We start from the raw sequence: 21,003 nt of genomic DNA on the forward strand, positions 1-21,003 counted from the left end.
GCTCCCTGGTGCTTTCTTGCGCGCTCCCATACGATCTCATCAAGCTGCCGTACATACATAGACAGATAGAATCTATTCGTGACTCAACACCCTGCACTCAGCGACCCTGAGTATTCGACCCCCGGCACTAGCCGCGGTCTCATCAGCGGATTTCAGCACAGGTATCTCCTCTCGCTCCTCCTCAAGAAGGGCGTGATCACTCGATACTACGGTTCTGCTTTGGGTTGGGCCTGGTCTTACATTCGACCGCTGGCCCAGTTCTTCATGTACTACGTGGTTATCGGTATTCTGCTGGGCGTCAGCCGCGGCGTTGAATATTTTCCGGTTTACCTGTTCTCGGGCATCATCATGGTCAACCTGTTTAGCGAGACCTTCAGGTCAGCGACAGACTCGATCGTGGGCAACCGTGCACTCATTCAGAAGGTGTATCTGCCGAGAGAGCTGTTTCCGCTGGCTAACGTCGGTGGGGCGATCATTCATTTCGCACCCCAGGCAGTAGTGCTCTTCTTGATCTCCGTTCTGAATGGCTGGCATTTCGAGTGGATACAGCCTGTCGCGTTCATTTGCGCAGTGCTCATCGTCGTTCTCTTCGGGCTTGGGCTCGGCCTCTTCTTCGGGGCACTCAACGTTCTATACCGCGACTCAAAGAACTTTGTAGACCTGATTCTGATGTTCGCCACGTGGACGTCACCCGTGCTCTACCCCTTCATTAAGGTAAAGGATCGCGCACCTGAATGGATCTACAACATATACATGTCCAACCCTCTGACGGCGGCCGTCGAGCTATCGCACGGAGTGTTCTGGGCGCCCATCGCTAGCGGGGCAGAACGCCCCGAGGGCATATTCATCTACGCCGCAATTGCGTTTGGCATTGCGATATTCGCGTTGATCATCGGACAACTCGTCTTCAGAAAGTTGGAGGGTAAGTTTGCCCAGAATCTCTAACCCTCATGATTCTACGTATGCGGCTAAGCCGACGATCGTTCTGCAGGACGTCGTTAAGTCGTTCTCGCTGAATCACACGCACTCGTTCAAAGAGTCGTTTGTTTCGTTGTTTTCGCGCCAAGAGCGCGCGACTGAGTTTCGTGCCCTCAACGGTATTAGCTTTGAGGTCGGCGAAGCAGAATCGGTAGCGGTGATGGGCCGAAACGGCTCAGGTAAGTCGACCGCGCTGAAGATTATCTCTGGTGTGCAGAAGCCCGATGAAGGTTGGGTACGCACCCGAGGTCGAGTCGGTGGCCTCCTTGAAGTGGGCGCGGGCTTTCACCCTGACCTCACCGGTAATGACAATATCTACCTCAACGCCGCGATCCTCGGAATGTCTAAAGAGGAGACCGATGAGCGCTACGAAGATATCGTCAATTTCTCTGGCATCAGCAAGGACTTTCTCGAGTCCGAGGTGAAGCGCTATAGCTCAGGCATGAAGTCCCGCCTCGGGTTCTCCGTTGCGGTGCACACCGAGGTCGATGTACTGCTCGTCGACGAGGTGCTTTCGGTCGGCGACGCCATGTTTAAAGCCAAGTGCAACGAGAAGATTCTCGAGATGCGCGAGCAGGGCAAGACGATGTTCGTCGTGAGCCACAGCACGGGAACCGTCAGGAAGCTCTGTCAGCGCGGAATCGTGCTCCACCAGGGTGAAATGATCTTTGACGGCCCGATCGACGACGCTATCGAATATGTTCGGCCGCCCAAGCCCAACACAAAGAAGCACAAGGCCGCCATCACTAACACGACGAGCTTCATTGTGGCGCCCAAGCTGTATGCCACGTTTGAGGATCCGCGCCGCAACCTCGGACAGCCGACGGAGCACCCCGAGCCCATCCAGGAAAATGGTGGCGGGGTCATTCAGCGGTTCGAGTACGGTGTCATCGTGCATTCCACGCTCACTGACCAGGCCTTTGAGATTCGTGACGGTGCACTGCTGCGCGATTACATTGAAAATGGCGGCCCTGCAGGGAGCTGGGGCTTCCCCGAGGGCCGGGCCCGTGGCTCATACGAACGCGACGGTTTCCGTTCAATCCAGATGCAGCACGGCACTGCATCTTGGCGCCGCGACAGCATCATCTCGTTCACACCGACTGACAACGCCCACGCTTAAGCCTCAAAACAGGATCATTCGATATGTCACTCTCGCTTCAGGCGCGTCCCGCATCATTCGTTTCGACAGTGCCCCGTAAGATCTCAAACCGCGTGTACCGGATTCTTCACGGGCATCGCTTCGCGCCCGAACTCCCGGCCAAATCTGGGGAGGCCCCGACGCGTCGCAACGATCAGGGACAGCCCGAGGTTGGCAGCAGGCAGTATCGTCAGCTTCACGGCAGGTCACATCGAGCGATTTACCGGCTCGGCGCAGGACTGCTGTCGACCGATGCCGTTGAAATGCTGGCTCGCCAGGGCACCAAGGGTCGGTACGACTGGGCGGGCCTCAAAGAGATCATCCAGCAAGATCGGCGGCGACTTCTGCCTGCCGATTGGTTCCTACAGCCGACGCTTTTTGCGGTCTTCTTGAACCATCTGATTGAATTCACCCCAGAGTCACTCAAGCTCACAGTCGCTGCGCTGCATCAGAGCGCACGGCACCAGCAAATCGGCAAGGTGTCTGCTAACCCGACGCTGTGGCGCATGTCGTTACAGGCTGCTGCTATTGCGAAAGATGCCCCACTCTATCGAGCTCTCGTTCGAGTACGCCCGCCCGAGGGCACAGACGTGGGTTGGGCAGCTGGGCTGGATCTAGCCCGGCCCACATCTTGGAAGTCTTCAGGCGAATCAGCCAGCGTGAAAAACTGGTGGGCGGGCATTAATACGCCATATGTGGACTCGAACGTCGAGCCTTGGGAGCTGGAGTTTCCCGACGCAGAACCATACGGTCGCTTGTTTGAGCTCATTCGTACTCCCAAAGTTCTGCCCCTAGACCTGCCAGCTGATGCGCCAATGGTCACCATCGTTGTTCCTTGCTATAACCCGGCACCATCGCTGATCGAAACGATCCGCTCGGCTTGTCTCCAGACATGGAGCAATCTCGAGGTCATCATCGTTGACGATGCATCGACTTCAGGGCTCGAGTTCATCACGCAAGCGGCTGAGCAGGATGACCGAGTGCGTATCATCCGCCAACCCAAAAATGGCGGGGCTTACCTGGCACGTAACGCTGGAATGCGCGCGGCTAAGGGCGACTTTGTGACAGTACTCGATGCAGATGATCTCAACCATCCTCGCCGACTAGAAGTACAGCTCAAGCCTCTCTTAGAGAATGAGCAGCTTATTGGCACGGTCTCCCGTTCGCTGTGCATTTCGCCTGCGGGCTACGTCACAGATTTCGGCTCCTCGGCCATCGTTCCTAACCTTTCGACGATGCTCATCAGAAGAGAAGCTGTGCTCACTCAGGTGGGATTTTATGACCGCGTGCGCAAAGCTGGCGATCGTGAGTTCGTAGAACGCATTCGCACGGTCTTTGGCGAAGATGCTGTACTTACAATGCGCGAGTCTCTCGCAATGATTCAGCTGACCACAGGTTCGCTGTCTCGTGCTGAACTGCGCGGAGGCGCGGACTGGATTAGCGGCCCTCGCTTGGCCTACCGAGCTCAGCTGCGCGGCTGGCACGCCTCACTTGCAGAAACGGCCGCGGATCTGCTGCCGATCTCAGATGAGCCGTCAGAGCGCCCGTTCGTCGCTCCTGCGAAGCTGCTGGGCTTAACTCCCAGCGAAACGCTCTCTCACGTATTCTTGGGCGATTGGAGCCCCCGCAGCGAGAGCATGGACGCTCAATTAGAGTGCGTTCGCGGTATTCAGCCTCAGAGTACTGATCGCATGGGCATCTTGCGCGCCGTAAACCCCCGCTTTACGCGTTCAGCCGCTGGCAAAACCTCAGCTGCAACCCGGGTATGGGACCTGGTTGAAAACCAGCAGCTCGAATGGGTCGCATGGGAGCAAGAAGCGACCGTCGAGCACTTAGTAGTCACAGATCCCGAGTGCCTAATATTTCTGCCGAACCCTCAGGCAATCAAACTCAGCATTCAGAAGATCACGATTCACGTTCCATCTACGAACGCTGCAAACTCTGATTCAGGTGAACCTCTCGCCTTCGATCAGACTTGGCTGAGCGCTCAGTGCCAGCGGTCCTTTGGGGTCACCCCTGAGTGGGGCACCGCTTAGATCAGAAGCGGCTATCTCTTCAAGGGCTAGCTGGTAGAAATACCCGCTAGCCCTTAACCGTTCCAGGAACGTCTGCGACGTTGGAGATCAGTTTCACTTCAACTTCGGTGAACGAGTACTCGCTGCGCGGCCCGGTAAACAGTGCGCGCTCTTCTTGTGATTCTGTAATCACCAAATCAACGCTCGGAAGTACGGCGCGGTCGATTTTCGCCCCTGCATCGAAGTAAACGATTGATCCTGATTTCGGCAGAGGTTCTGACCCGAAGGGCAGTATCGTCTGAGCGTTCACCGAGACAACTACGTTGAATCGGGCGTGTTCCAGGCTAAAGCGGTGCTCAGCTGAGTCTCTCGGCACTACTCGAATGCCCTCGAAGATCGTCTTAGCCTTGTCGAGCTGTTTCGCTGAAGCGATTACGTGCACACTACGCTTTCCTGATGCAGTAGCGAGGCTTTGCACCAGAGCCACCAACTTCTTTTGATGGTCTGCGTTGTAATTCACGACCCAGTAGGCCTTGCGCCCGGAAAGCTGCCAGTACAGCCGTCGTCCGGCCCGGTACAGGGCCCGTAGGCCGCTGACCTTCTGCGCGACGGCCTGCTCTGTGGCATACGATTTGTCAGCCTCTTCGTGGGCCATGACAAACGCGTCCTCGGGCCGTTGCGAAGCTTGTACGGTTGACTGGCCAACAATGAGGCTCGGTAGCTCCTGTGTCGTCCCTGGCATGAGCAGGACAAGTTCGTAGCACCAGAGTTCACCTAGAATGCGAATCTCACGGAAACTCTGGGAAATGGGTGCAGCAGCACTTATCGGGGCGACCGACACTTGTGTAGCACCAGAGCTAGTAATGATGCCGAGCCGCACACGGTTTGCGCCGTGGTCTTTGTTCAACACATATGGGCGGGAGGCGTCTAGCGCGTCGCATGCAGCCAGCCAGGCTCCCCTAATCGCAGGCGCGAGATCAATGACATTGAACCCGGCAATGTTGGAAGGGCCGATTGTTTTGAGATTACTTCTGATGTGTTCGCGGACCTGTTTCAGGTCTTCGGGGTCATAAGACCTTGTGATCGTATCGCCACGCAGATCTCGCCTAAAGAGCATGAAGGTGAAGTAGAGCATGACATTTGCCAGCCACTGTGGAATCTCGTCACCATTGACCTTTGCCGCCGAGATCAGGTCGGAGTGGGTGTACCCGAACGTGTTGAGGTGGCGAGATATTTGCTTGATTTGGCTTGCAACAAGACCTGAACTATCTGCCCGCTGCCTGTACTCGTACACCGCGCCGGGCACTAGTACGTATTTTGCTCCATTCAGCAGAAGGAAGCGTGCCACAAAATGCGTGTCTGAAGCTTGCGCAATATTTTCATCAAACCGTAGGCCAGCTTTGACGAGGAGAGCGCGGTTAACGAAGACAACACCGCCCAAGGTGTGGATATCTCGCGGGGTCAGCTGCAGATCAACCAGCCGCGGGGTTGTCGAGATATTACGGTAGTCCAGCGGGTGCTCGAGGTTGCGCCCGCCCGCAGACTTCATTTGGATTCGCGCGACAAACATAGTCTCGTCAGCGAATTCTTGCGCTGCCACGAGCATCTGCTCAAAATAGTCAGGCGCCAACCAGTCGTCAGGGTCGGGCGTCGTAATCCATTCTCCGCGCGCGTAAGATACTCCAGCATTTCGCGCCGATGCGACGCCACCGTTCTCTTTCGAGATCACTCGCACGGGAAAACGGGTACCGTCCATCCACTGCCTGACCACTCCTTCAGAGTCTTCAGGACAGCCGTCAATAACAAAGATCAACTCGCATAGATCCGGGTCGATGGTTTGCGCGTCGAGCGAAGCAAGCATCTCAGGTAGGTATGCGGCAACTTTGTAGCAGGCGAAGACCGCACTGAATACTGGTTGCAGTGCGTCCCAATCATCGACAGTTCGGTTGATCGATGTAGTCAGAACCTTAGACATCTTCGGTTCCTTCGCTGTTGGCTCGCGGCCCGGCCGACATCAGTTCCTTGCCCACCGCGTAGATCCGGTGCGAATTCTCTTGGTCGATGTGCGTGAAGAAGTTATGAGCCTTCGCTTCGTATTCCTGCTCCATGGCGATTCCGCGCTCGAGTTGCACGAGGACCTCGTCGACGAGCGCCTCCTCATCGGTAGCGATAGGACCGAACCCATGCACACTGTAGTCAAACGAACTCTGCTCATAATGCGGCGGGATGCTTGAGTGGTGATAGTAGATCACGGGCTTAAGCATCTGCGCAAAATCGAACTGCACGCCGGAATAGTCCGTAATCATCAGATCAGCGGCATTCATTTCGTCTTCATACCCTGCTTCTTCGCCAGACTGCAGCACGCTGACCCGGTCGCTACGAACTTCGAAGTCTTTTTTCTGAGAGTTAGTAGCAGGGTGCAGCAGGTATACGAGTTCAAAATCGTACTTTTCAAGGGCGTTGATAAGCCGCGGGTTGTTAATTACCCCGTTGTACACGCGATAGTAATTGGACTCCAGGAAGTCTTTGTTCCGCTTACTGCCGTTATCCGCGTGCTGAGAGACGCTGAGATACGTGCGCCATGTCGGGGCCAGTAAGAGTCGGCGACGTGGTGCACTTTTCAGTCCGTCATAACGAGCGAAGCCTGTCTCGACGACTTGCGCTGGCCCATAACCGTACTCAGGAGCCAGCAGATTCTGTCGTTCCATAGATGACACGACACACATGCGATCTGCATTAACCACGTTTCGGTTCAAGACATAATCGAGTCGGTCGACAACCAGGCCGTGATTGATGTACACCAATTTGAAGTTAAAGAGATCCCGGAAGTACTGCTCGTTCCAAGAAAATGCATTGCGAATTGGCGGGTTTAGGTGCGTCGCAAAAACCAATTCTGTGTTCAAAAAAATGAGTCGGTGCTTCAACGATTTGTGTGAAAGATAGTCGACTCCTTCACGCGCAAAACGTGCTGCGTCGGCAGTTCCGTCCTTTAAGACGTAGTGCTTCTTAACGCCGTCATGCTGTTCTTTGGCGAAGCGGTAAGCATATTCTCCGTTGTCGCCGGCAACTATGACACGGTCATAGTAAACCCAGTGACGCTGGCGCTTCGTTACAGGTCGGCTGATGAAATAAAGTACCCGTAAAACAGCTGCCGCTCGCTTCACACGGTCTTTCGAGAACGTTAGTGAACGCAGGAGACCAAGTTCGGCGCGCAGAAGATTCATCTTGGACGCGGGCTTGACCTCAATGTGATCGCCGCGATTCTTCAAAATCGCTGGCCCAATTTTCCAGTAGGAACTAGGGGCAGCAGTCAGCTTTGAAGTAGTTCGCTCAAAATCAAGCTCTAGTGCTTGCCTGACGTCACCGCGGGAAACCGCGAAGAACTGAATCTTGTCAGTCTCAGTGAGCAGCTCGTGTGGGATCTCAACGCGAAACGTCCTCGAACGGTGGGATACCGCTCCAAACACCGAGAAGTCAGAAGAGATGTCGGTATCTTCAAGTTCCCATGACTTATTACCTGCCTGGGCTGTAAGAAAAAATTCGTCCTTGAGATAGATGGAGGAGACCCACCCGGCGATAACCAGGCAGCCGTCTTCATCTTTCAGAACATCTAACTTCAGCCTGACATCTGAGAGCCGTTCAACTACTGAAGTGCCAATCCGTGCTTGCAGTTCACCTGCTGTCGAGGTGACTTCAGCGCCAGACTCGCTGCCTGGTTTCATACCGAGGAGGTACCGCACCATGCTCTTGGTAGCTCGAATCGGGCGCTGCCTCGCGGCGAGAATGAGATCCAGGTCAATGAATTCGAGCGTCTCAGACACGATCCGCTGAAACCGAAGTAGGTTATCGCCAGACAACACGAATTTGTTCATTCGCTTGGTGTTACGAGACAGACGAACGTTCAGTTGATAGAGATACATCTGCTGGAGCACAGGAGGCAGTGCGCCGGTACCGTTCAGCCGAATGTTATTAAAAGCATCCTGCCAGTACTGCACAAATTCGAGGTACCAGTCCACAGAAAAGAGAACGCTCTCACCGTATAGACGGTCTTCATGTGTACGCGTACTACACACACGACCACTCAAAATCTCGTAAGACCCGCAGCGCATAAATGCTTCGGCAAAGAGCTGTTGAGGTGAAACGTGTAAGCCGAACTGCGCAGTGATCTCCTTGAATACTGGAAACGAAAGCAGGGTCGGAGTCGAACCAATCCAAAGACTGTCGGTCAGATCTTGCGAAATCTCACGCACTTCACCTGCACGCATGCGCCGGTTAAGACGGTAGCTATAGCTACTTTCTAAGTGCACAAAAACTTCGCGCTGCGTATTCTTTTGCTCGGCCGTCTCAAAAAAGCTGTCAAACGCGCTCGGCGAGAAAGTGGTCCCGCAGTCAACAAACTCGATGAAGTCTGTTTCCCGCATTTTTGCGTCAAGCGTTGCGCGTAGGTCAGGCTCAGCCACCGATTCGTATCGAATGTCTGTGTCACGGAGCTTAGGCTCGGGCGCACCATCGACGCCCATAAAAGAAAACCTGTCCGCGGAGTAGACGTTTAGTTTGGTGAAGGAGTTCAAGGTACGGAAAAGTTCCTTGGGATCGTTAGCGCCGCGCACTACAACCAGGATCATCTTGAAAAACCACCATTCACGAACAGACAAACAACATGCACTCTACCTGCTGCCGCACACATGAAACTATTTAGCCCAGATCCAAGGAACGATGGGGCGCCACTCATCCGCGTATCCTCAGCAGACCCGACCTCCTGAACCTCTAAACTGCAATCATGCTTTCCCTTTGGAACCGTTCCCGCGCTGAGGACCGCTCTGGCCCCATCAGCCAGCAACTCGAGCAGCCACTTTCTCCCGCACCTAAAAAGACTGCAGACGGACAATTTCCTTCGGTCAAGAGTGAGACTGGGCTCACCCTTTTCGGTGAGCGTAATTATCGGCTCTCGTTCCAACGAGGCTCAAAGGCAATCCGCACACTTTCGGAACGGTTTCATTCGCCTTACGGCCTCGAATTCTTAGCTCGCCAAGCGACTAGATCTAAATACGGTTGGGTAGAGCTCTCAGCACTGCTGCGTTCTGACAGCTTTATAGAGGTGCCTTCTGCTTGGAAGACACAGGATCTACTCGCGGCCTGTTACCTCAACTGCAGTATTACTCCCGTGCAAGAGGCCTTTGATATTGCAATCAAGGTAATCAAAGTCGTTCTTGCGCAGGATCAGATAGAGGACGTAACGACACCGTGGAGCTCGTTCCAGGCTGCGCTTCATATTTCGGTACTCGGTGGGGATCAAAGTCTCCGCCAACGACTTAGCACCCTCGTTGACGAAGAGCCAGACCAGTACTCGCTCCTAGACGGCGAACGCCCCAGCGACTGGGCAACTGCATCCCCAGAAGAAATCGCTCTCTGGTGGCAGAAATTCAACGAGACTCTTACTCCGTATGACCTCGAGCCTTGGGATCTTCAAATCCCGGTGGACCTTGATCAAGATTTCTTTACATGGGTACATGCGCCGATAGTCTCCAAGTGCACCCGTCCGGTTACTGAGCAGCCATTAGTCACCGTTATTGTCCCGACTTATAACCCTGGACCAACGTTCCTCCAGTCGGTTGAGTCGCTCGTGCGACAGTCATGGCAGCGACTAGAGATCCTGATTATGGACGATTGTTCGTCATCGGGCCAGGGCTTTATTGAGCAGGCTGCCGCAACCGATTCACGCATTCAGGTCATCCGCATGCAGACGAACGGCGGCGCATACCTTGCGAGGAATGCCGGTATTCGCGCTGCCACCGGTGAATTCTTTACGGTGTTGGACGCAGATGACCTCTCGCACCCCCGACGTATTGAGCGTCAGGTAGAGCCCCTCATCAACGATGAAACCCTCGTTGCCACGTGGACTCGTGCACTGCGACTAGGGGTAGATGGGCATCTCACGACTCTCGGGTCGCATACCGAACGCTACAACGCCTCGTCGCTTTTGTACCGTCGTACCAAGGTCACTGAAGCTGTCGGATACTACGATGAAGTCAGAAAAGCCGCAGATTCCGAGTACCAAGAAAGAGTCATCGCCCAATTCGGCAAGGGCTCGATTCTCACGATCATGGATCCGCTCGGACTCATCCAGATGACCGTAGGCTCGCTCTCTCGAAATGACTTCCGTGGGCAGTGGCGACATGCTTTCAGGTTGGCCTACCGAAACCAGTATCTCGGCTGGCATGAGTATGTCCTTTCACAGCCTGATGCTTCATGGTCCCCAACGGCTCCGGGTGGCCGCTCGTTCATCGCACCTCAGGCATTTCTTGGGCAGAAGTCGGCCTCACATGTAGACGTGGCCTATCTTTCAGACTGGAGCGCACGTTATGAGGCACGCGAGCTGTTAGCTCCCACAGTCGAACAACTTTCGAACTTTACCGATGGCAAAATCGGGTTGCTCAACGGATTCAACCTGCGCCTGTCAAGCCCTCAACGTCACAACTCCTCGTCTAGCGTCTGGCGTCTTGTTGAGGAGGAACGGGCCACTTGGCTGAGCTGGGGACAGAACCTCAAGATCGACACACTTGTGGTTCCTAACCCGTCGTTTCTGTTGTTCCTGCCTATCGACACTGATGTCTCACTTCAAGTCGACCGTGTTGTCATCGCTGTTGATCGGCTGACTTCCCGCAGGACACACGGAGGATCCATGAATAATGGAATCCTCAATCCCGCATGGATCGAAGAACACTGCCTCCGCACTTTTGGCAAGCTTCCACATTGGTTGCCCGCCACGAAGTATTTGAGCACTGTGATCGGCGATGTACGCGGAACCGTTCTAGAACCAGGAATCCTTAGGGCATCAACCTTCACTCCTATGTCAGCAGAAAGTCTCGACCTGACCCGCCCCGAAAGTGTTGAAGTACTGCGTGCCGGCCGCGACCTTCGCGATCTGGCTCCAACCCAGGTCTGGGAAATGCTCGCTCAACGGCGCCTCGTAGTTACGCCGCGTTCGCATCGAGGCACCTACGGAAAATCCGTCACCACTTTTCCACGTGCAACGTTCGAAAACGATGTCGCCGAACTGCTCGAAGACTCAGAAGCTCAAGCTGCGCTCTACGAGGCGGCTGTCCAGCACACTGCAGAAATCACGTCACCTGAAAACCTTCACAAGGTGCTTCAAAACGCGCTCGGTGGGAAATCATTTGACGATGTAACAACCGAGCCACGGACGAAGCGGTTTTCATTTCGCAGGCACTCAGGATTTTAATTTGACTTCCTCGTTATACTAAACGGGTGAATGACAACACGAAGGTCTTGAAACTTGCTGTAATCGGGCAGGGCTACGTTGGCCTACCCCTCGCAATGCGAGCGGTCGACGCTGGCTATAACGTTGTCGGAATTGACTTCGACGCTCACCGAATTGGGATGCTCGCTTCGGGCGAATCCTACGTCGATGACATCTCGAACGAAATGCTCCAGGCAGCGATCGACTCGGGTCGGTACAGCGCCGTCACCGAGTACGCTCCGGCCGCCGACTTCGACTTTGCTGTAATCACGGTCCCCACTCCCCTGCGGAACGCGACCCCTGATCTCAGCTACATTGAAAGTGCCAGCCGGTCACTCGGTCCGCTCGTCACCCAGGGCGCGACTGTTGTCCTCGAGTCGACCACTTACCCGGGCACCACGCAAGAGCTCATGGTTCCCATCCTGGAAGAACTCAGCGGCCTCAAAGCCGGCGAAGACTTCTTCGCTGGTTACAGCCCTGAGCGCATCGACCCCGGTAACAAGAAGTTCTCGTTTAAGACGACGCCAAAGATTATCTCGGGCATTAACGAAGCCTCACTTGAGCGCGTCAACAAGCTGTTCTCAGATCTCGTAGACACCCCTGTTCCGGTCAGCAGCCCTCGCGAAGCAGAGATGGCAAAACTTCTCGAGAACACTTTCCGCCACGTCAATGTTGCGCTCGTCAACGAGCTTGCAATGTACGCGAACGATCTCGGCGTAAATGTTTGGGAGACCATCAACGCTGCGGCAACCAAGCCGTTCGGCTTCATGAAGTTCACCCCCGGCCCCGGCGTTGGTGGGCACTGCCTTCCGATCGACCCGAGCTACCTGTCGTGGAAGGTCAAGACCGAGCTCGGCAAGAACTTCCGTTTTGTTGATCTTGCAAATGATGTCAACGAACACATGCCTGACTACGTCGTTCAGCGTGCGATGCGCGTATTGAACGAAAGCAGCAAGTCACTCCGCGGCTCTAAGGTGCTCGTAGTTGGCGTTGCTTACAAGAACGACTCAAGCGACGCACGCGAATCACCCGCGGTGGGCATCATTAAGCTGCTCAACGAGTTCGGCGCCGAGGTAGTAGGTGTCGACAGCCATGTTGAGGAACGCCACTGGCCCGCCGGCGCAACCCGCGAGACGCTCAGCGCCGAGCTGGTAGCCGACTCTGACCTCGCAATTCTCGTGACTGATCACTCAGACATTGATGTGAGCCTCCTGCAGAACGTTGACACACCTGTGTTTGACACCCGCAACAAGCTGGTTGGCGACAACGTCACCACCCTGTAAATCGCCCTCCGGGTCGAATCCTAAGTAACTGCTCCCCCGAAAGCTGGCCTGAGAAATCAGGTTCAGTCTTCGGGGGAGCAGTTGCATTTGGCGCGTTGAGAGCGTTGTTTGAGAGCTGGTTCAGCATTCTCACTCGCTGGAGTCTAAGCTTGGTACCCGTGGTAACTTCTCTCTCTGCTCCAGCGACCCGTGTCGCGTCTTATCCTTTTACGGGTTTCCGACCGGACATCCAAGGAATGCGTGCAATCGCAGTAGGCGTGGTGCTTCTGTACCACGCAAACGCACCGTTCTTGCCGGGCGGTTTCGTCGGAGTCGACATCTTCTTTGTCATCTCGGGTTACCTCATCACCGGCCTTTTGCTGCGCGAAGCTCTCACCACTGGGCGCATCAATCTCGCTGAGTTCTATGGGAAGCGCGCACGGCGGATCCTGCCAGCAGCAACGATCGTGTTGCTGGTTACTCTCGCTTTGACGGTACTTTTCCTACCGCAGCTCCGCTGGCAGCAAATTGGCACTGAGGCCGTAGGCGCAGTGTTCTATGTTGCGAACTGGATATTTGCGGCGGGAACCGACTATCTCAACGCGGAAGTAGCGGCCAGCCCTCTCCAGCATTTCTGGACGCTGTCAGTTGAGGAACAGTTTTATATCGTCTGGCCCCTTATTCTGGTCGCGCTGCTCTTCGCAATTCGCGGCAAGGCTGTTCGAGCTGAGGCCCGTGGAACAGTGGCCCCGGATCAAGCCCGCATTATGCGATATGCGAGCTATGGCGTACTTCTGCTTCTCATTCCCTCGCTCGCGTGGTCAATATATTTGACGGCGACGAATCCAGCCCCTGCCTACTTCGTAACCACGACGCGTCTGTGGGAAATGGCGGTCGGTGCAGCGCTGGCAGTATTTGCTCGTTACACCGTGCGCATCCCCGATGCGATCGCGCTCACTTTGGGCTGGCTCGGGCTTGCAGGTATTTTGTTCGCTTCGCTGTTCTATACGTCGGCTGTACCCGCTTTCCCGGGCTCCGCAGCGTTGCTACCCACCCTCTCTGCAGCTGCGATCATTATCAGCGGCATGAACGGCCGCGCCGAGCGCGGAGTCGGCGTCCTACTCAAATTGCGGCCGATGCGTTGGGTGGGCGATATTTCATACTCGCTGTACCTTTGGCATTGGCCTCTCATCGCAGTCGGGACCTACCTGTTGGGGGACGATCTAAGATTCCGTTGGGGGCTGTTGATCGTAGCCCTGGCGTTCATCCCCTCCTGGCTTAGCTACCGCTTTATCGAAGGTCCGTTCCGCGACTGGCCCCGATTGAAGAAGTCTGCCAGCGCTTCACTGAAAGCGGGCGCGGTCCTCATGCTTGTGACCGTCATCGCTGCTGCCACCGTGATCGTTGCCCCACGGGTACTCGCACCGCAAGCAGAAACCATTGACGGACAGAGCATCGGTGCCGAAGCCCTAACAACTGACTTTTCTAACGACGATATCGCCAGTTTCACAGACGCAGGCAAGCCGGTAGACGTCATTGAAGGCGGGTTCACTCCCGCTGCTATCGATGCGCGCGAGGATAACCCTGTTGTCTATGACTTGGGCTGCCATCTCGGCCTAGAAGACTCGGAAATCCTTGTAGACGAGTGCATTTTTGGCGATCCCGAAAGCGATACTTCGATCGTTTTGGTGGGCGACTCTCACGCTGCCAACTGGTTCGTGCCGCTTGCTGCTCTTGCTGAGAAAAATGGCTGGAAACTACGGAGTGCAACCAAGGCTGCATGCGGATTTTCTGCGGCTACCCAGTTCACGGAAAAGGGTGACTACACCCTATGCTCAGACTGGAATAAGCAAATGGTTGAGGATCTCCGCGCTGAAAAGCCCGACCTCGTCATCATGGCAAATTCCAACGCCCGCAGCCGGATCCGGGACGATAACGGCGAGGTCTTGAAAGATGATGTTGCCGTTGCCGCATTCGCGCAAGGTATCGTGGACAACGTCACCCGTCTGGAAGAAGCGGGGGTTCCCACATTGTTGTTCGAGGACACCCCTAAGATGAATCAAGACATCCCTGACTGTGTTTCAGCCAACCCCGATGAGCTCACTAAGTGCGCAACTTCGCGAGTTGAAGCTATAGATGAACGCAGCAATCCCGAGCAAATTGTGGTCGACACTCTCAAGAACGTTGATCTGATCGACATGAACAACTGGACTTGCCCCGACACCGAGCTATGCCCGGCGGTAGTTGGAAACGTCCTGATGTGGCGCGATCGGCACCACTTCACTGAAACGTTTGCAAAGACGTTAGTTCAGCCATTGGAGGCAGCTTTGCAAGCTAGCCCGACAGCTCAGCGCATACTGTACTAATCACCCCGCAACGCTTTCCAAGTGCCGAGGTAAAGAGTTACGAACGCTTCTCCCGCTTCAATGCGGGAGAAGCGTTTCCTATTTCAGTCGCCAGTTCTTTGCTACGGCCAACCGATGGATCTCCGCCAAACAAGGAATCCATAAGACCCTCAGCGTGCACTCAACTTTAGTTAGGCGTTAAAACAGCTAACTCAATGAAAACTCACGACTTGGTGCCACTTCATTGAATAATTGGCCGATATGCGTCCCTGACGCCTCAAAGTCTGAAATTCTCAGCTAAACTTCCTGCGGGGACGCTGAGCGTTGACGGTGAATATCGCACAACGCGAAACACAGGACTTAAGCAACAGTATGGGAATCAAAATGAAGAAGATTAAGAAATTCGGCATTGGCGCAGTCGCGCTTTTGGCTGTAGTGGGCTTGGGCCTTGGCCCAGTATCACCGGCCCAGGCTGCGCCGTTCAGTAATCCAAAGATTGATAGTTTTCCGTCGACGTCAAAGCAGCCCACCAGCGGTACGCGCACCGTCGCAGGCAAGGTCTACGTTTACGGTTCGAACAAGACCAACTACTACTACACGAACTACAACTACGTGAAGATGGCGAACCTCAAGCGAAACCCGGGCGTTAAGTCCGCAAACGTTATCCGGCCTCGTGTTGACTCCAAGAAGGTCTACGCGAACCAGTGGAACAAGGCCAGCCTTTCGGTTGGACGCTACACCACCCCCGGCCGCTACTCACTCAAGGTGCCCGTAACTGAGCGCAAGTACAGCTCTGCCGGCTACTACCAGGGCGAAACAACTCGCAGCAGCGTATCGCAGAACTTCTCGGTGTACGCTCACACAGCGAACTCACGCAATGACTCGTGGATCAGCGGCTACAGCAACCGTAACGGCAGCTTCAACGTCAACGTTTACGCCCCCGATTACCAGTCAGGCGCTCGTGTCTCAGTCTGGTACAAGGCTAAGGGCAAGACGACGTACAAGAAGGTTGCCAACGGCACGCTCGAAGCAACTAGCTACGCCTCAAAGGCAGCCATCCGAGTCAAGTCGATGCATAAGCTTCGTGCTGGCGGATACGTCTACGTCAAGGTTGAGGGCGTGTCTTACGCTCCGGCTTACAAGACTGCGTCTGGCAAGATTAGCTAGTCTCTACGTTGACAGTGCGCCCCCTCGTCGCCCGAGGGGGCGCACTGTTGTGTCAGCCGACCTGCACTAGGATCGCACTTACAGTTCGTTAATTCGCCCTCCGAGACATTGGCACAAGTATGGCTAACCCAATCCGATTCATCTCCACGGGGGCCGCTGCCGCGGCTCTGGTACTTCTGGCAGGTTGTGCCTCTACCGATACAGCGTCGACGCCTAAAGTTCCAACCAGTCCCCTCGAAGAGTATTTTCAGCAAATTGATGAACTAACCTCACAGGAAGACACAGACACCGCGACACAGTTTGAAGCTATCGAGCTCGCGGTCGCAGAATGCATGATCTCCGAAGGTTTTGAGTACGAGCCAGAGAAATGGGTCGATATTGAGTCCGACGATGAAGTGGACGAAGGCCCTGAATGGGGCTCTATAGATTTTGCCAAGACCTACGGTTTCGGGATTGCAGCATGGCCTGGCAGCGAGGCTTCTGATGAGGACACGACAGCAGAGGTTGAGTCCGAAGAGGTAGTGTCCGCTAATCAGACGTACTACGATTCCCTCTCCAGCTCAGAGCAAGATGCCTATCTGGAGGCGCTCTACGGTGTAGATGGCGCCGTAGCCCAAGACCCGGGCGATCTTACGTTCGAGTCAGACGAACTCTCAGATGAGGGATTTGTCGAAGAGAACACGAACGCTGTACCTGGTTGCTATCAAAAGGGCGCTGAAGAGGTCACCGGCACAGGCGACACCGCCGCGGCAATCTATGATGATCCGGCTTATCAAGACCTCTGGGACTCCCTAGATGATTTCTACGCAGATCTTGAGACTCCTAAAGCTGTAGAGACCATCGACGCCGAATGGCAGAAGTGCATGGATTCGAAGGGGCTCGCTCAGGTCGCTACAGACGGTCGCGAGAACGTTGCAGCGCAGCTCTACGAGGAATACGACAACCTCACCGTAAGCCCTGACGGGGTCGAGATTATTGATCTCGACGAGGAGGCCATCGCTGAATTCACTAAGCGCGAGATCGAAGTTGCAGTCCCTGACGCGGAGTGCGCAGTCAAGGTCAATTACGACGTGCGACTGCAAGAGGCTTACAACGAGCTGGAACAAGAGTTTGTTTCGCAGCACAAGGCACAGCTTGATGCGCTTCTAGCTGGCGCAAACAAGCAGACGAAATAGAGCATATGGATAGCCAGTCGCCCGACGAATTGAACAAGCTGCTTCTCGAAGAGGACAGCGCGGCAGATGACGCTGCCGTAAATGCTCCAGCGGCCAAAAAAGCAAAGAAGCCGTGGCAAGGCAAGCGCCTTGTGGTCCTTGTCGCAGGCGTCGCCGTAGTGTCTCTCTTGGCCGGCGTTGGCCTCATGCAGTTCATTGTGTCGCCCGCAGAGCTCGCCGCGCGTACTGAGCCGCCGGAGGCCGGAGTTGTTACGGCGCCGCTCGAAGTTCGCGTCATCAAGAACACGGTAGTCACACGAGCCGATGTTGGCTATGCGGGGGCCGTGGACGTGACAATTGACTCCGCTGGCGAAACTTCTATTGTTACGGGCCGGGTTCCAAAAGTCGGGTCTGTGCTCAATGCTAAAGATATTGCACTTGAAGTCGTAGGCCGCCCTGTCATTGTATTGCCTGGCGCGCTTCCCGCATATCGAGATTTGTCTATTGGTTCTAGCGGCCCTGACGTAACTCAGCTCCATACTGCGCTCACCAGCTTGGGCTACGCTGCCGGAGACTCCGACACGTTCACGTCCGCAACTTCAGCAGCGATCCAAGCGCTTTACAACGATATTGGGTATCTTCCGCCGAGTTCTTCCAACTCGGGCGAGGAAGGAGGAACCGGCAGCGGCAATGGGATTCGTGATGCTGAGCGGGCAGTACAGGAAGCAAACGCTTCTCTTGCTGCGGCTAACTCAGCGTATGCTGCCGCTGCGTCTCCTCAGTCCGGCGCCGCTGTCGTAGAGGCCCAGAATGCCGTAGCCGCTGCACAGCGTGCCCTCGATGCAGCAAGAAACGCCAAGGAATCCCCAGATACCATTTTCACGCTAGAGGGAGACCTCTCACTGGCGCAAGCTCAGCTTGCTGAAGCTCAGGCGCCTCAAGATTTGGACTCTTTTCAGTTAGAGGTAAACGCTGCACAGTCAGCCCTGGAACTAGCCCAGGAAGACCTCGCGACTGCTCAAGAAAATGCGATGCCTGGTCTCCCATCGAGTGAGGTCTTGTTTCTATCTGACCTGCCCCGCCGTGTTGACCAGGTCAATGTTCAGCGAGGCAAGCCTCTTGATAGCACCGCGCTTGTCGTTTCTGGAAACACTTTGACGTTGACTGGCTCACTCACAAAGCAGGATGCTCCTCTCATCAAAGAAGGCATGGAAGCCGTGTTCTCTGTGCCGGGCGGAGATGATTTCACCGCAACCGTCACCAAAGTCGAAAAGGCCACGTCGCGCCAGAGTTCTGACGAAGGTGGCGATGAGGGCGGAGACGAAGAACGCTCTTCCAACGGCCCCAGCGGCCCTTATGTAGTAACGCTGGAGCCGAACAAGCTCAACAAAAAGCAGACCTCTGAGCTGCGCGACGCAAACGTCCGGATTAGTTTCGAGATCGAATCGACCGGAGGTGAAGTTCTCGCTGTTCCGATCGCCGCGCTCACTGCGGGGCCGGACGGTTCCAGCCGGATCGAGATTGCGCAGTCACAAAACGCTAATCCTGATGACACTGAAATCATCGACGTCGAGACTGGGCTTTCTGCGCAGGGTTTCGTGGAGGTGATCTCAGACGATCCTCGGGTCGCTGAAGGCGCCAAAGTCGTGGTCGGCCGATGACATTGATGATCAGCCCGGATTCTCCGGTCATTAATGCTGTCGATTTAACGAAGATTTTTCCCGGTCCTCCGGCCGTTAATGCACTTCGTGGTGTTGATCTACGTGTGGACCAGGGCGATTATGTCGCAATCGTAGGCCCCTCAGGTTCGGGAAAATCGACAATTCTCAACATGTTCGGTTTGTTAGACCGCCCCTCCAGCGGAAAACTGACGTTCCGTGGTCTGCCCACCGAGAATCTAAGCGAAGACGATCGAGCAGCACTCCGAGGCGAACACATCGGGTTCGTATTTCAAGCATTTCACTTACTCCCTCAGCGCACAGTTCTTGAGAATGTGATGCTTGCCACGACATATGCCCCTATCCCCAAGGACGAGCGAGAGGGCCGCGCTCGCGAAGCCCTCGAGCGTGTAGGTCTCGGGCATCGCATAAATTTCACGCCCACCACGCTCTCTGGCGGCGAACGTCAACGAGTCGCTGTCGCACGCTCAGTGTGCACTTCGCCGAGCTTGCTACTGGCGGATGAGCCCACGGGCAACCTTGACCGCCAGAGTTCCAATGGCGTCATGGAGCTGTTCGAAGAACTACACAACGACGGTCTCACCATCATGATCATCACGCACGATGACGCTGTTGCTCGGCGTGCGCAACGTCGCATTCGTATTCACGACGGCAGTCTCGAGGAACTCACGTGAGTAACGATTCTCTGGAGCCACCTGCCACGGCTCGCCCGTCTCTGTTAGCCAAGCTTCGGGCCATACCGACTCGACTTTTCTCACGTCGTTCCCGCAATTCCAATCGGCACGCACGAGGAGTTGGATTCTCCAAGAGCGACTTGGTCAATGAAGCTTTGACCAGTGTCGGTGCTCGTCCTTCAAGGCTATTGATTACGCTCACTGGCACGGTGCTCGGTGTGGCATCCCTTGTGGCCACGATCGGTATGGCGCAAACAACAGCCGGGCAGATTTCAAAGCAGTTTGATCAGGTAGCTGCAACCAGGGTTACTGTGGAGCCCAAGACTTCGGGCACTCAAGACAAGAAGAGAGTCCAGATTTCACTCCCCTGGGACTCAGTCGATCGGGTTACCGGGCTGGCTGGTATTGAGAATGCGTCTCTTTTTGCACCCGTTGAGACTCAAGCTGAGATCTCTACAATCGAGATACATGACCCTACGGCGGTAAAACTCGTATCTCCCAATATCATCGCTGCGTCCGCAGACCTTCTCGACACCGTCGAGGGCAAGATCCAAACTGGTAGGTTCTTTGACGTAGGACATGACCAGCGGCGAGACCATGTGGTCGTGCTTGGCGTGGACGCTGCTGAAAAACTCGGGATCAACCGAGTCAACGGTCAACCATCAATTTTTATCGATGGCAAGCCTTACACCGTAATAGGAATCGTTGATGAGGTGGGCGCGCGTACTAGCCTGTTGAACTCCGTCATCATTCCGATCGGTACAGCACGGAGCGAGCTCGGACTCGCTCAGGCCCAAACGCTTGATATTCGCATCCAGGTTGGTGCGGGGTCAGTCGTTAAGGACCAGGCACGGCTCGCCCTCGCACCGAACACCCCCGACTCGTTCGAAGTCAAGGCACCGGGTGGTCGAGGAGACTTACAGACCGACATTCAGTCAGATATCAATGTAGTATTCCTTGCGCTCGGGCTCATTGCTTTACTCGCTGGCGGCATCAGTATTGCAAGCGTTACGCTCATGTCGGTGATGGAACGTGTCGGAGAAATTGGGCTCCGACGCGCCCTAGGCGCGCGCACCCGCGATATCGCAGCTCAGTTCATGCTCGAGTCCGCAACTACGGGTGTTATCGGAGGGCTCATCGGTGCGGCAGCCGGTGTTTTCGTACTTGCCGGTGTTTCTCTCACTCAGGGGTGGACGCCAGTAATTGCACTGTGGGTACCCGCGCTCGGAGTCGCGACCGGAGCTCTCGTGGGATTCGCAGCTGGGACATACCCCGCACTTAAGGCTTCCAAGATCGAACCTGTCACGGCACTTCGAGACGGGGCCTGACT

Annotated in this window: 13 protein-coding genes; 11 read left to right on the forward strand and 2 right to left on the reverse strand. The window is 55.3% G+C overall.

The features are described 5' to 3' along the window. Nucleotides 1-78 precede the first annotated feature (78 nt). From JOF28_RS06630 to JOF28_RS06640, 3 genes are read left to right on the forward strand one after another with little or no spacing between them, the layout of a single operon-like run. Nucleotides 79-945 (forward strand): ABC transporter permease, encoded by an 867-nt coding sequence (locus tag JOF28_RS06630; protein WP_209705047.1) that lies wholly within the window; start codon nucleotides 79-81, stop codon nucleotides 943-945. Next, entirely contained in the window at nucleotides 929-2,098 is a 1,170-nt protein-coding gene (locus JOF28_RS14810) for an ATP-binding cassette domain-containing protein (protein ID WP_342452104.1), read from the forward strand. Before JOF28_RS06630 ends, JOF28_RS14810 begins: the two co-directional genes overlap by 17 nt. A 23-nt stretch (nucleotides 2,099-2,121) precedes the next feature. Beyond that, the gene (locus JOF28_RS06640) at nucleotides 2,122-4,152 is read left to right on the forward strand and encodes a glycosyltransferase family 2 protein (protein WP_209705048.1); all 2,031 of its coding nucleotides are present in this window, start codon (nucleotides 2,122-2,124) and stop codon (nucleotides 4,150-4,152) included. A 46-nt stretch (nucleotides 4,153-4,198) separates the two neighbouring features. On the opposite strand, the gene JOF28_RS06645 is transcribed toward JOF28_RS06640, so the two are convergent. Further along, nucleotides 4,199-6,106 (reverse strand): glycosyltransferase family 2 protein, encoded by a 1,908-nt coding sequence (locus JOF28_RS06645; protein WP_209705049.1) that lies wholly within the window; start codon nucleotides 6,104-6,106, stop codon nucleotides 4,199-4,201. Then, entirely contained in the window at nucleotides 6,099-8,786 is a 2,688-nt protein-coding gene (locus JOF28_RS06650; RefSeq protein WP_209705050.1) for a CDP-glycerol glycerophosphotransferase family protein, read from the reverse strand. Before JOF28_RS06650 ends, JOF28_RS06645 begins: the two co-directional genes overlap by 8 nt. A gap of 125 nt (nucleotides 8,787-8,911) precedes the next feature. Between JOF28_RS06650 and JOF28_RS06655 the strand changes: the two genes are divergently transcribed. From JOF28_RS06655 to JOF28_RS06690, 8 genes are all read left to right on the forward strand, one after another. Further along, the gene (locus JOF28_RS06655; RefSeq protein WP_209705051.1) at nucleotides 8,912-11,374 is read left to right on the forward strand and encodes a glycosyltransferase family 2 protein; all 2,463 of its coding nucleotides are present in this window, start codon (nucleotides 8,912-8,914) and stop codon (nucleotides 11,372-11,374) included. Between the two features lie 26 nt (nucleotides 11,375-11,400). After that, entirely contained in the window at nucleotides 11,401-12,675 is a 1,275-nt protein-coding gene (locus JOF28_RS06660) for a nucleotide sugar dehydrogenase (protein ID WP_342452105.1), read from the forward strand. Between the two features lie 236 nt (nucleotides 12,676-12,911). Next, nucleotides 12,912-15,020 carry an acyltransferase family protein gene (locus JOF28_RS06665; protein WP_209705052.1) on the forward strand — a complete coding sequence of 703 codons (2,109 nt, stop codon included), beginning with the start codon at nucleotides 12,912-12,914 and terminating at the stop codon, nucleotides 15,018-15,020. Between the two features lie 363 nt (nucleotides 15,021-15,383). Beyond that, on the forward strand, nucleotides 15,384-16,166 hold the full coding sequence (locus JOF28_RS06670) for a hypothetical protein (protein ID WP_209705053.1): 783 nt from the start codon (nucleotides 15,384-15,386) through the stop codon (nucleotides 16,164-16,166). 119 nt (nucleotides 16,167-16,285) lie between these two features. Further along, entirely contained in the window at nucleotides 16,286-17,341 is a 1,056-nt protein-coding gene (locus JOF28_RS06675) for a hypothetical protein (RefSeq protein ID WP_209705054.1), read from the forward strand. A gap of 5 nt (nucleotides 17,342-17,346) precedes the next feature. Further along, nucleotides 17,347-18,981 carry a hypothetical protein gene (locus JOF28_RS06680; protein WP_209705055.1) on the forward strand — a complete coding sequence of 545 codons (1,635 nt, stop codon included), beginning with the start codon at nucleotides 17,347-17,349 and terminating at the stop codon, nucleotides 18,979-18,981. 5 nt (nucleotides 18,982-18,986) lie between these two features. Further along, nucleotides 18,987-19,673 (forward strand): ABC transporter ATP-binding protein, encoded by a 687-nt coding sequence (locus JOF28_RS06685; protein WP_425342487.1) that lies wholly within the window; start codon nucleotides 18,987-18,989, stop codon nucleotides 19,671-19,673. A 155-nt stretch (nucleotides 19,674-19,828) separates the two neighbouring features. Continuing rightward, a complete protein-coding gene (locus JOF28_RS06690) occupies nucleotides 19,829-21,001 on the forward strand; it encodes an ABC transporter permease (RefSeq protein ID WP_342452189.1) in 1,173 nt (390 codons plus the stop codon). The last annotated feature ends 2 nt before the right edge of the window (nucleotides 21,002-21,003 follow it).

This window comes from Leucobacter exalbidus (assembly GCF_017834145.1).
In the GTDB taxonomy this organism is placed as follows: Bacteria; Actinomycetota; Actinomycetes; order Actinomycetales; family Microbacteriaceae; genus Leucobacter; species Leucobacter exalbidus.

Coding starts and splice junctions, on each gene's coding strand:
- JOF28_RS06685 (WP_425342487.1), top strand. CDS start 18,987: ATGATCAGCCCGGATTCTCCGGTCATTAATGCTGTCGATTTAACGAAG.
- JOF28_RS06670 (WP_209705053.1), top strand. CDS start 15,384: ATGAAGAAGATTAAGAAATTCGGCATTGGCGCAGTCGCGCTTTTGGCT.
- JOF28_RS06675 (WP_209705054.1), top strand. CDS start 16,286: ATGGCTAACCCAATCCGATTCATCTCCACGGGGGCCGCTGCCGCGGCT.
- JOF28_RS06665 (WP_209705052.1), top strand. CDS start 12,912: ATGCGTGCAATCGCAGTAGGCGTGGTGCTTCTGTACCACGCAAACGCA.
- JOF28_RS06640 (WP_209705048.1), top strand. CDS start 2,122: ATGTCACTCTCGCTTCAGGCGCGTCCCGCATCATTCGTTTCGACAGTG.
- JOF28_RS06645 (WP_209705049.1), bottom strand. CDS start 6,106: ATGTCTAAGGTTCTGACTACATCGATCAACCGAACTGTCGATGATTGG.
- JOF28_RS06680 (WP_209705055.1), top strand. CDS start 17,347: ATGGATAGCCAGTCGCCCGACGAATTGAACAAGCTGCTTCTCGAAGAG.
- JOF28_RS06655 (WP_209705051.1), top strand. CDS start 8,912: ATGCTTTCCCTTTGGAACCGTTCCCGCGCTGAGGACCGCTCTGGCCCC.